General features: G+C 42.6%; 15 protein-coding genes. 4 read left to right on the forward strand and 11 right to left on the reverse strand.

Translation table 11 applies throughout. The annotated features are described in order from the left end of the window. Positions 1-222: 222 nt before the first annotated feature. The 4 genes from IM319_RS17105 to IM319_RS17120 form a co-directional block, all read right to left on the reverse strand. Positions 223-396: a hypothetical protein gene (locus IM319_RS17105; RefSeq protein WP_287722582.1), complete on the reverse strand. Its 174-nt coding sequence runs from the start codon at positions 394-396 to the stop codon at positions 223-225. A gap of 13 nt (positions 397-409) precedes the next feature. After that, positions 410-646, reverse strand: coding sequence for a hypothetical protein (locus IM319_RS17110; protein WP_287722573.1), 237 nt, complete (start codon positions 644-646; stop codon positions 410-412). Positions 647-708: 62 nt separating this feature from the next. Then, complete coding sequence (locus IM319_RS17115) at positions 709-981, reverse strand: DUF2442 domain-containing protein (RefSeq protein ID WP_287722572.1); 273 nt, start codon at positions 979-981, stop codon at positions 709-711. Beyond that, on the reverse strand, positions 962-1,201 hold the full coding sequence (locus IM319_RS17120) for a DUF4160 domain-containing protein (protein WP_287736387.1): 240 nt from the start codon (positions 1,199-1,201) through the stop codon (positions 962-964). The genes IM319_RS17115 and IM319_RS17120 overlap by 20 nt, the downstream gene beginning before the upstream one ends. 114 nt (positions 1,202-1,315) lie before the next feature. Here IM319_RS17120 and IM319_RS17125 point away from each other — a divergent pair, with 114 nt between their 5' ends. After that, positions 1,316-1,459 (forward strand): hypothetical protein, encoded by a 144-nt coding sequence (locus tag IM319_RS17125; protein WP_287736388.1) that lies wholly within the window; start codon positions 1,316-1,318, stop codon positions 1,457-1,459. Positions 1,460-1,471: 12 nt separating this feature from the next. Here IM319_RS17125 and IM319_RS17130 read toward each other — a convergent pair whose 3' ends face one another. The 3 genes from IM319_RS17130 to IM319_RS17140 all read right to left on the reverse strand — a co-directional run bounded on the left by IM319_RS17130 (position 1,472) and on the right by IM319_RS17140 (position 3,366). After that, positions 1,472-1,801 carry a type II toxin-antitoxin system PemK/MazF family toxin gene (locus IM319_RS17130; protein WP_287722567.1) on the reverse strand — a complete coding sequence of 110 codons (330 nt, stop codon included), beginning with the start codon at positions 1,799-1,801 and terminating at the stop codon, positions 1,472-1,474. After that, the gene (locus IM319_RS17135) at positions 1,788-1,994 is read right to left on the reverse strand and encodes a hypothetical protein (protein WP_287736389.1); all 207 of its coding nucleotides are present in this window, start codon (positions 1,992-1,994) and stop codon (positions 1,788-1,790) included. The genes IM319_RS17130 and IM319_RS17135 overlap by 14 nt, the downstream gene beginning before the upstream one ends. Positions 1,995-2,400: 406 nt before the next feature. Continuing rightward, positions 2,401-3,366, reverse strand: coding sequence for a COG2958 family protein (locus tag IM319_RS17140; RefSeq protein ID WP_287674661.1), 966 nt, complete (start codon positions 3,364-3,366; stop codon positions 2,401-2,403). Between the two features lie 244 nt (positions 3,367-3,610). Here IM319_RS17140 and murJ point away from each other — a divergent pair, with 244 nt between their 5' ends. Beyond that, complete coding sequence (gene murJ / locus IM319_RS17145; protein WP_287736397.1) at positions 3,611-5,242, forward strand: murein biosynthesis integral membrane protein MurJ; 1,632 nt, start codon at positions 3,611-3,613, stop codon at positions 5,240-5,242. Positions 5,243-5,317: 75 nt separating this feature from the next. Here the strand turns inward: murJ and IM319_RS17150 are convergent, their stop codons facing one another. The 4 genes from IM319_RS17150 to IM319_RS17165 form a co-directional block, all read right to left on the reverse strand. Next, positions 5,318-5,647: a HigA family addiction module antitoxin gene (locus tag IM319_RS17150; RefSeq protein ID WP_287736391.1), complete on the reverse strand. Its 330-nt coding sequence runs from the start codon at positions 5,645-5,647 to the stop codon at positions 5,318-5,320. A 71-nt stretch (positions 5,648-5,718) separates the two neighbouring features. After that, a complete protein-coding gene (locus IM319_RS17155) occupies positions 5,719-6,369 on the reverse strand; it encodes a hypothetical protein (RefSeq protein ID WP_287736392.1) in 651 nt (216 codons plus the stop codon). A 41-nt stretch (positions 6,370-6,410) separates the two neighbouring features. Continuing rightward, positions 6,411-7,691, reverse strand: a complete 1,281-nt coding sequence (hisS, locus tag IM319_RS17160) for a histidine--tRNA ligase (protein WP_287736394.1) — start codon at positions 7,689-7,691, stop codon at positions 6,411-6,413. 20 nt (positions 7,692-7,711) lie between these two features. Further along, on the reverse strand, positions 7,712-9,622 hold the full coding sequence (locus IM319_RS17165) for a heavy metal translocating P-type ATPase (RefSeq protein ID WP_287736395.1): 1,911 nt from the start codon (positions 9,620-9,622) through the stop codon (positions 7,712-7,714). A gap of 6 nt (positions 9,623-9,628) precedes the next feature. Between IM319_RS17165 and IM319_RS17170 the strand changes: the two genes are divergently transcribed. Then, positions 9,629-9,937: a hypothetical protein gene (locus IM319_RS17170; protein WP_287684688.1), complete on the forward strand. Its 309-nt coding sequence runs from the start codon at positions 9,629-9,631 to the stop codon at positions 9,935-9,937. A gap of 133 nt (positions 9,938-10,070) precedes the next feature. Then, on the forward strand, positions 10,071-10,400 hold a 330-nt coding region (locus IM319_RS17175), incomplete at its 3' end, for a DUF2887 domain-containing protein (RefSeq protein ID WP_287736396.1).

A 10,400-nucleotide genomic window follows, 5' to 3' on the forward strand; every position in this document is an offset into this window, starting at 1 on the left:
AAAACTATCAACAACTCATGCTTGTAAAGCTTGTATACTAAGGCTTTGAGTTTTTGTTAGATTGATATTTATCAACTTTAGAGCATTGCTGGGCAGAGAGGGAGCTTGAGGAATTTTCTACAGTGTAAGTTCGGAAGAACCTATATTTTCATATTATATACGTTACGCTAACACATCCTACCGCTATCACTAATATTATTGCTTTCTTTGGTTTGCCTTTTCCTAAGCAGGATCATGTTCCGCAAAACTTAAAATCAACACTCGTTTTGGACTAGATTTTTCATGAATTTGATAAACCAGACGATAACTAACACCATTCCAATCAATATTAATGGCACGACACCCCTTCAATTTACCCATTAAATATTGCACCAAATAATGATTTTTAGTAGCCACAACTTTTAACCCATTACCTTAACTCATCCTCATCAATATCTTCCTCTGCTTCAATTCTAGTTATCCATTCCCTTGAATTACCTAAATGTTCTAATCTCTTAATCGCTAAAGCTTCTGCTGAGGTAATTTCAGGGTGATCTTCAAGAATAACAATAACCTCTACCTTTCTCCCAGGGAAAAGCTGAACTGACTGAATTTCTAGCCGACCATCCGATTGAACAAAAGTTGTTTGGCGAATCGCTTGAGTCATTAGTAACCTCTTGGACTTTGTTAATGTTAATATAAGCTAAAAATTTATACCCTCAAAACAGATTAGAAAGGTGGTAATTGAAAATGACCAGCGACAATCCCCGGAACTGTAATATCCTCATCTAATTCTTCCCACCGTAAGGCATAGCCGTTTACTTCAACTTTAACCGCCGCCAATTGCTCATTCGTCGCTTGTTTCAAGATGCGGAAGCGATCGCCAGGAAAACCGATAATACGTCCATCACTAAGTTCAACATATATCATGCGTTCTTCTGCCCAGGCTCGAATAGCGGCAGGCTCAACGGTCATCATGGAATTAACGGTTGTGGAAATCATGATAAGCACTCCTTAAAAGATCTTGATTTTTATAAACTAGCCTCTCCACTTCCCGTCGCTCATGAGCAGGAATACCACGATTGGAAGCTAAAATGATTATCGGTTCAAGCCAAAATGTACATTCACCATCAGGAGAACGTACATGAATATGTGGCGGTTCGGAACCTTCATCGGAATAGAAGTGAAACCGAAAATGTCCAATTCTAATGACCGTTGGCATTCAGTGAAATTCGTACATTGTCGCACCCCAATCAGACCGATAAGGACTTTCAGAGCGATCGCCAATCGCGTAGGGTGCAATTAACGTACCCTTTTATTTTCATTGGCCTATTATATGCGTTCTTTATCGAAAGCCTCAATTAATATCTATTCAGGAGACTTTGTACCATCAATCCCTCGCATCCTTGAACCTTTGGCGATCGCCTTAGAACCCCTTTCCTCCAGTGCGATCGCTATCTTCTTGTTAATTAAACTTTAAAACGGCGATCACTTAAAACTGAGGTTTAATATAATTGTCCCAAGCTTTAAGTAGATAGACAGCATCTTCGCTTGAAATTCTTCCCAATTTAGCAAGCAGTAAGTTTTTTTCCAAGCAATCAAGACGAGATAAACGTACAGTAGAGAGAACCCTCAAACCACTGTTAGCCCAATCTTTTAATAATATATCTGTTTGTGTTCGGGGCATTGCTGAGGTTACTGCCGTGACAACAACATCATCTCCGTCAACCCAAAGAATCAAAACGGGTCTTTTTTTTGATGATGTACCATCAGTAAATAGAATTTTGGCAACCCAGAACTCACCTCCTTTAATAGTCGTCATATAAACCTTCGTCTTCTGGGGCATAACTATTTAGGAATGAAGAATGAAGGCGATCGCCAACTAAGGTTTTGGGCTGAATAGTAATCACCCACTTCCCTTTACCAATTCCTTGCACAACAGAACTGGGAAGATTGAGTTGCTCCCCTTCTTCAATTTCTACTTCAAAAGCTAATTTTAATAACTGATTTTTCATAAAGCAAAAACACTTATAGTATTGAAGATGTTAGCACAGAGCGTAGAAGCATCAGCGATTGCCATCATCAAAAGTGGAAATGACTCGGCTTTGCAATAAAGCATAAGCTAACTATTCCTTCTTAGAAACCCCTATTAACCCTTTCTCTGAAGACATTGTAACATCAATCCCTCGCATTCTTAAACCTTTGGCGATCGCGTTAGAGACACTTTCCTTCAGTGCGATCGCCGTATTCTGATTAATTAAACTTTAAAACCGCGATCGCTTTAGCCTTGGCAATTGCGATCGCTGTGTTACCTTAATAGATAGACCTGATTTTAAAAGGGTTTTACCATTATTCAGCAAGCCCTATCTAAACAAACGGTTAAGGGTTTTAATCACCAAGGTCGGGGATTATGAAAATCTATCAAATTTTATTCCAATCCCGACTTCTAATTCTTCCAGTTTGGTAATAAGTTGAAACTAGCTCAATATAATCTTTAAAATCATCATTTTCAACCACAATACGATTCACTGATTGCCAGTCAATTTCTGCCCTAGATTTTGCTGGTAAAAATATCTCACTTTCCGAAGGGTTTTCCGTATCTAGAATAATGACTCCAATTCCATGAAGTGCAGACAACATACGCAGTTCTTGTTCAATATTATCAGTTATAGAAGTTGTGACTAAATATCCTTCATTAGCCCAACTAGAATTACTAACTGCTTGAAAAAAGCTACTTCTAATATTAGAGCTATTCAGTTCCTTTTTAACCTCAAAAGACCAGAGCCTCACTCTTCTTCCTTCTCCTTCTTGAACGCAAGTTCTGACCAACTCATGCCATTCCTTATCAATTGCCTGCATTGCCACAATATCAGGATGTAACCATTGATTTCCGCCTGCTCCCCGTTGATTCTTAGAGCGTTTATCATCAATTCTTTGACAATAAAGCTTGTATTCTATTTTGAGAAAATCAATTAAAAAGGGATAAAGCTCTAGTTCTGATAAAACTTTTGTGTACGGAAGAGATTGGACAAAAATTTCTTCTTCTAACTCACTATCTTCGTTGTTATTTTGAGAGACAGTAAAGTAGGAAGAATCTTGATCAATCAATTTTTCATTATCATACCAGTAAATTCTTGGACGAGGTTTATCCTGCCAGCAAATATGGGGATCTTTCTTGATAATACTATCCTTATTTGAGCCAATTTCAGCGACAACCTGAGAAATAAAAGCCCTATCGCTGGGAAATCTTTCATTATTTCGCTTTTCCTGATAGTCTTCGGGATACTTGGCAACAATCGCTTCTGCAATTTGTCTTGCATTAAATTTTTCTCCTGGATGCTGCTTTAAAAATTCAGCTATCTTTTGAACTTGAGATAATTTAGACATTAATCGAGATCAATAATAAGATAATGACTAAGTAACAATATTTCCTCTATGATATTCTATCAGATGATCGCTTTTTCTGTAGTCCGATCGCCGCTCTTGTAGAAACCCGACAAACTATTCCATTAGGGATGATTATAATTAATTGTGGGATCGCAATCTTGTAGGGTGCGTCCCCTATACCTTTCACCCTTTTAAATATAAGTGCGATCGCTTTTCTGCGGGAACACAGAAACGGGTAGAATCAATCAATGCAGTTGTTTTCTTTCGAGGTGTCATCATTACTAAGAAAGCTACCCGTTCCTTAGCCGGTATTGCCGGAATTGTCGCCGTTGCCACCTTAATCAGTAAGGTTTTTGGTTTAGTCCGCGAACAGGTAATCGCCGCTGCCTACGGTGTTGGGCCAGTGGTGAACGCCTACGCTTTTGCCTACGTTATCCCCGGTTTTCTGTTAATTCTCCTCGGTGGTATTAACGGCCCCTTTCACAGCGCTTTGGTCAGTGTTTTGGCCAAAAGAGATAAATCCGAGTCCGCACCGATTGTGGAGACTGTCACCACCCTAGTCAGTGTCATTTTATTAGCTGTCACCGTCTTTTTAATCGTTTTTGCCAATATTTTTATCGATGTTCTCGCTCCCGGTTTAGATGCCGCCACCCGTGGCATGGCCATTCAACAACTGCAAATTATGGCCCCCATGGCGGTTTTAGCCGGTTTAATCGGCATCGGTTTCGGTACTCTCAACGCGGCGGACCAATACTGGCTACCGAGTCTCAGTCCGCTTTTTTCCAGTGTGGCGGTGATTTTCGGGGTGGGTTTGCTGGCCTGGTTACTTGGCGATCGCATTGATCAGCCGCAATATATTCAACTAGGGGGTTTTGTCCTCGCCGGGGGTACTCTCGTCGGGGCGCTCTGGCAATGGTTAGCACAAGTGGGCGCACAAGTCAAGTCAGGTTTAGGAAAATTAACATTTCGTTGGGATTGGCGGATTCCGGGGGTATCGGAGGTGTTGCGGGTGATGATTCCGGCGACCTTATCTTCGGGAATGTTGCATATTAACGTTTATACTGACCTCTTTTTCGCTTCTTTTATCGAAAATGCCGCCGCTTCTATGCGTTACGCCAGTTTTATCGTTCTCACGCCCTTGGGCATCATGTCTAACATGATTCTCGTGCCGTTTATGCCGATATTTTCTCGACTGACGGAACCGGAAAATTGGGGAGAATTGAAGCAAAGAATCCGTCAGGGTTTATTATTGACGGCTTTAACCATGTTACCCTTCACCGCTATCTTTATCGCCCTCGCTTTCCCGGTAGTGCGGGTTATCTATCAACGGGGTGCCTTTAATCTGGCTGCCTCGGAACAGGTGGTTCCCGTATTAATGGCCTACGGTTTCGGGATGTTTTTCTATCTCGGCCGCGATGTCTTAGTACGAGTGTTCTATGCTTTGGGGGATGGCGACACTCCCTTTAAGGTGAGTATGGTGAATATTTTTCTTAATGGTGTGCTGGATTTCCTCTTGTATAAACCTTTTGGTACTCCGGGGATTGTTTTAGCCACCGTGGGGGTTAATATCCTTTCTATGGGCATTTTTACGGTGATTTTAAATCGTCGTTTAGGGGGTTTACCTCTAGGAGAATGGGGTTTATCCTTGTTGGGATTAACGGTAATTACAATGCTTTCTGGTGTTGCTAGTTGGGGTGCTAGTTGGGGTTGGGAAAAGATTTTTGGTGCTGGTAATATTTTCCTACAATTATTACAGTTAGGTTTTGCTTCGACAGTAGCGGTGGGTTTATTCCTTCTCGGTGCGATGTTATTGAAGTTACCGGAATTAGACCTATTAATCTCGCGAGTTCGTCAGAAGTTCTTGAAAAAATCTTAGGTTTAAGTTGCTGCCTCACTAGATTAAAGAAAGGTTAAACCCTAGCTAACACCAAATCAGTTTTTAAGAGTCTGATTAACTCCCTCCCTCGCTCGTAATTACTGTTGTAGGGGACGGAAGAATTTTTTCAATTTGCTCGCTCTCTTTTTGTTTAATATCAAACAAATCCAATCGGATTTGAAGATTTAACCAAAAATCAGGCGAGACTTGCAAGTATTTAGCTAGTCTTAAAGCGGTGCTAGGGGTAATCCCCCGACGACCGTTGACGATTTCGTTAATTTGCCGGTAGGAAACTCCGATCGCATCGGTGAGTTGACGTTGTGTGATTCCCATCGGCCGCAAAAATTCCTCTTTCAGCATCTGGCCCGGATGGGTGGGTCTTCTATGGGTAGGTATGCGAACCATATACTCCTTGTTCTGACTTTCCCGACCGACGACCGACTCCTAATCCCACCGACAAACTTTTGCAGCAGACCCTATTTATTTTTAGGAATTGGGGGCAGTTGCGGTGATTTTCGGCGAGAATTAGCACCAGATATTTTCGGAGGTAGGGGTGCATAATTGCGATTAGATAAACTTTGAAGGCTCTTTTTCATATTAGCAGGTTCCGGCAGTTCTAGAGTTACCCCTTCTCTAGCGGTCATTGTTTCCTCTGGTAGGCATAAATCAAAAACAAAGGCGGAATTATTGGTTAAATCAGCCAGTTCTAATTTTACCATCTCTGGAGAGGATTCTAGTACCAATAAAGGTTCAATTTCGGTTTTAATTAACTGTTCTAATTGAGCCAGATAATTGATCTTAACAGGAGTAACAATTAAAGTTAACGTTTCTTGCCAACCTTGCCCCTCTAATTCGGCCAGAATATCCCCATAACAGCGAATTTTCCAGCTACCTATTCCTAAATCTCGATAGGAAAAAATTTCCAGCCAACCCCCAGCATCCGATCGATAATAATGAGTATATCGTTCACTACTTTCGGGAGATTCGTAATCGATACGCACTTCAATATGGGCAAAAGGAGAATCCAGACGGGCCAAGAGACGATAGTTTCCCGAGACAATTTCTAGGGAATTAGTAGAAATTGTGTGTCCGTGATTCTCCCCTTGTTTTTGCAGTATAAATTCCATAATCTTAGCCTAGTCCTAATGTTTGGCCATGACGCTAAAACTTAGGATTTGTGCCGAGAGATTTGTGCTTTTAATTCCCTTGCTTGTGTCAATAAATCCGCTTGGGTTAGACTAATTTGTTCTTGGGTGGCCATCCATTTCAGTTGTACTGTGCCATTTTCAGCCTCAGCATCCCCCAAAATTATACAGCCCACGGCCTTAGCTCGATCGGCCCGTTTAAATTGTTTCCCGAAAGCGCTGCCGCTTAAGTCCAACTCGACGCTAAACCCCAATCTGCGTAATTCCTGTGCTAATACCACACTGCGCTCCTCAGCTTTTTCTCCTTTGGAGACGAGATAAAAATCGGGAACCAAAAAAGATAAAGATTGCTTTTGTTGTAATAATATAATCAGACGTTCTAAACCGATCGCCCAACCCACTGCTGGTGTGTCTAGACCACCTAATTGAGCTATTAAACCATCATAACGACCACCACCGCAAACCGTCGCTTGAGAGCCTAAATCATCGGACTGAATTTCAAAGGCCGTATGGGTGTAATAGTCCAATCCTCGCACTAAACAGGGATTAAGATTATAGATAACTCCTAAATCCGTTAGTAAAGATTGTACCCGTTCAAAGTGCTTTTGAGAATCACTGCCGAGATGTTCAAGAATACTGGGGGCATTCTCACAGATAATCTTGGTTTTCTCGTCCTTACTGTCTAAAATTCGCAGGGGATTTTTTTCTAATCTCTGTTGAGAATCCGCGTCTAAATCAGCTTTGTAAGGAGTCAAATAATCTAGCAAGGCCTGACGATAATTTTGCCTATCTTGGGCATTTCCCAGGGAATTAAGGTCTAATTTTAGGTTTTCTAGCCCCATAGCTTTTAATATCTCGCTGGCAAGGGTAATTACTTCCACATCCGCCCTAGGGTCATCACTTCCCAATAATTCGACCCCGATTTGATGAAACTGTCGCTGCCTACCCGCTTGCGGACGTTCATAACGAAACATCGGCCCCTTATACCAGAGTCTTTGTACTCCTCCTGCAGCCTGTAATTTGTGTTCAATGTAGGCGCGAACGACCCCAGCTGTTCCTTCTGGTCGCAAAGTCAGGGAACGTTGACCGCGATCGAGGAAAGTGTACATTTCTTTACCTACCACGTCCGTCGCTTCCCCGATACCCCGTTCAAAAAGTTGCGTCTGTTCAAAAATAGGAGTTCGTATCTCTTGATACAGCGCAGTCGCTAAAATTCTGCTAGTGGTTTCCTCTAACCACTGCCAGTAACCGACCTCCGCCGGTAAAATATCTTTTGTGCCTCGGATTGCCTGTATTTCACCCATAGTTCTCGTTATTTTTATCCCTATTTCAACAATCTTAAACCGCTGAGAGTCACTAATACCGTCGATCCTTCATGACCGATGACACCTAGAGGTAAAGTTATATCACCAGCAAAATTGGCTATTAGCAATATGCCGATAAATGCGAGGGCGAAAGTGATATTCTGTTTAACAATGCGATTGGCACGACGACCGAGGTTAATAGCACTGGGAATTTTGGCTAAATTATCGGACATGAGGATAATATCGGCTGTTTCCAAGGCGACATCACTACCAGCTTTTCCCATGGCAATCCCCACATTAGCCATAGCTAAAGCGGGTGCGTCATTAATGCCATCCCCCACCATAGCAACAGTGTGATATTTTTCTTGCAGATTTTGGATGACGTTTAACTTATCTTCGGGCAGTAAATCAGCGTAAACCTCCTCAATGCCGAGTTTTTTAGCGACTTTATCGGCACTTTGTTGATTATCACCCGTCATTAAAACGATATGTTCGATACCGCTCTTTTTTAGTTTCTCCACCAGATTAACTGCCGAGTCACGAAGGGTATCGGCCACAGCGAGCGCCCCGATAATCTGATTCTCCTGTACTACCCAAACTAGGGTTTTACCTTCTTTTTGTAAACGTTCGCGGATAGCTAAAATATTCTGGTCAAGATCGGCAATATGGTCACGAATATAGGCAAAATTGCCCACAGATACCGACTTATCGGCAATTTTTCCCGTGATACCCCGTCCCGATACCGCTTGTACCTGATTAGCACTGAAGAAATTTATACCACGTTCGATCGCTGTGGCGGTAATAGCGGCTCCGATGGGATGTTCGGAACAGGATTCTAGGGATGCAGCCACCGCTAACACCTCATTTTCGCTAACTGCATGGATGGGGATAATTTCCACCACTTGCAACTTACCAAGGGTGAGAGTGCCGGTTTTATCAAAAGCGATCGCTCGTATGCGGCCGATCATCTCCAATCTTGCGCCATTTTTGAATAAAATCCCCTGTTTTGCCCCGTTAGCGATACCCGATAACAAAGCTGGCATAATTGAGGCCATTAAAGCACAGGGAGAGGCCACCACGAGAAAAATTAAGGCCCGATAGATAGTGGTTTCCCAGGTCCAACCCCAGAAAAAAGGCGGTAAAATCCCGAAAATTAAGCCCAAAATCACGATAATTTTCGCATAACCCCGCTCGAAACCTTCGATAAACTGTTGGGAGGGAGGGGATTCATTTTGCGCTTTTTCTACCAAACGAATCACCCTTTCAATTAAGCGACTTTCGGGGGGAGTTTCCACCTTTAAACGTAGCGCTCCCGAACCGTTGAGAGTTCCCGCAAAGACTTCTTCCCCGATGGTTTTATCCACGGGAAGCGATTCCCCCGTAATTGGCGCTTGATTGATGGGACTGTTTCCCTCCATAATAATGCCGTCAATGGGGATTAATTCACCCGGTTTGACCAAAACTGTATCACCGATGTTTAATTGCTTGATAGGAACCTCTTTTTCGCCGTCTCCCGTGATTAATCTAGCAGTATCGGGAGTCATAGCCATGAGAGAACGAATATTGCGATCGGTTTTCGCCATGGCAATCTGTTCTAATGCGCCACTAATGGCGAAAATCAGGATTAAAATGGCTCCATCGATGATGAGATAGTAATTACTATCCCAGAGTCCCAAAATCGCCGCTCCCAACGCCGCTACAATCATTAAGAGGTCCACATCCAGTTCTTTTTCCTCGAATAAAGTCGTTAATCCTGCTTGGGTACTTTCGTATCCTCCCACCACATAGGCGATCGGTAGTAGGATGAAAGCTAGGCCGATCAGGTTAAAGTGTAGGCATAACCAACCAAAAAAGACTAAAATAGCGCAAATTCCCGCGGCAACTGCCGAGGAATACTCAGACAACCAAGAGGACGAAATACTCTGAATCATGGAGCGATGGCAATTAATTCTCTCCCCATTCTAGAAAACATTGGCTCGATGCAGAAAACCCCTATGACGTTATCCCCCGCACCCAACCTAGCCGATAATAATTGGAATTTTGCCGAGGTTTGGAGCGATCCGCTGCTATCTCCTCCCTATATCTTGCTTTTACTCGCTCAATCTTCAGGAAACTGTCGCGTGTACGATCCGTCTGAGGGTTATCAGGTGGTATTCACCAGCGCGAGTTACAAGGAAGCGGAAAATTGGCTATTAGAGGACGAATTTGAACCGGTAGAGGGACGACTTTCCCCAGCAGCGATATAATTTCCTTATCTTCTTGACGCTTTTCTTCAAAACCCTTATTCTATATGCTGTTTAGCAAGAATTAGCGATCGCTACTTAACCAACTTAGACCCTAATAGGTAAAATATAAGCTGGGAGATTATGGTGAGAAGTTATGAAGTTGACTGTAACACTTGACCGTGACGAGGATGGGGTTTGGGTTGTAGAATGCCCCAGTATTCCGGGTTGTGTCAGCCAAGGTCAAACGAGAGCAGAAGCTCTGGAAAATATCAGAGATGCGATTATCGCTTGCCTTGAAGTTCGTGCAGAACGTGGACTACCGCTCACGATTGAAACTTGTCAAGTAGAGGTGAAACAATTATCCTTTCGCATCGATGGAGTCTTTCTACCAGAACGGGAAGATTTACCAATTTATTTTACCGAAGTTCAGTTTCAGAATGATCCAGAGTTTTATGCGCGTTTTTTCGCCGAAATTTTTCTCTAT

The sequence above is a fragment of the Microcystis sp. M113S1 genome (assembly GCF_020246945.1).
In the GTDB taxonomy this organism is placed as follows: Bacteria; Cyanobacteriota; Cyanobacteriia; order Cyanobacteriales; family Microcystaceae; genus Microcystis.

Coding starts and splice junctions, on each gene's coding strand:
- IM319_RS17110 (WP_287722573.1), bottom strand. CDS start 646: ATGACTCAAGCGATTCGCCAAACAACTTTTGTTCAATCGGATGGTCGG.
- IM319_RS17135 (WP_287736389.1), bottom strand. CDS start 1,994: ATGAAAAATCAGTTATTAAAATTAGCTTTTGAAGTAGAAATTGAAGAA.
- IM319_RS17155 (WP_287736392.1), bottom strand. CDS start 6,369: ATGGAATTTATACTGCAAAAACAAGGGGAGAATCACGGACACACAATT.
- hisS (WP_287736394.1), bottom strand. CDS start 7,691: ATGGGTGAAATACAGGCAATCCGAGGCACAAAAGATATTTTACCGGCG.
- IM319_RS17140 (WP_287674661.1), bottom strand. CDS start 3,366: ATGTCTAAATTATCTCAAGTTCAAAAGATAGCTGAATTTTTAAAGCAG.
- IM319_RS17120 (WP_287736387.1), bottom strand. CDS start 1,201: ATGCCAACGGTCATTAGAATTGGACATTTTCGGTTTCACTTCTATTCC.
- IM319_RS17165 (WP_287736395.1), bottom strand. CDS start 9,622: ATGATTCAGAGTATTTCGTCCTCTTGGTTGTCTGAGTATTCCTCGGCA.
- IM319_RS17170 (WP_287684688.1), top strand. CDS start 9,629: ATGGCAATTAATTCTCTCCCCATTCTAGAAAACATTGGCTCGATGCAG.
- IM319_RS17130 (WP_287722567.1), bottom strand. CDS start 1,801: ATGACGACTATTAAAGGAGGTGAGTTCTGGGTTGCCAAAATTCTATTT.
- IM319_RS17115 (WP_287722572.1), bottom strand. CDS start 981: ATGATTTCCACAACCGTTAATTCCATGATGACCGTTGAGCCTGCCGCT.
- IM319_RS17150 (WP_287736391.1), bottom strand. CDS start 5,647: ATGGTTCGCATACCTACCCATAGAAGACCCACCCATCCGGGCCAGATG.
- IM319_RS17125 (WP_287736388.1), top strand. CDS start 1,316: ATGCGTTCTTTATCGAAAGCCTCAATTAATATCTATTCAGGAGACTTT.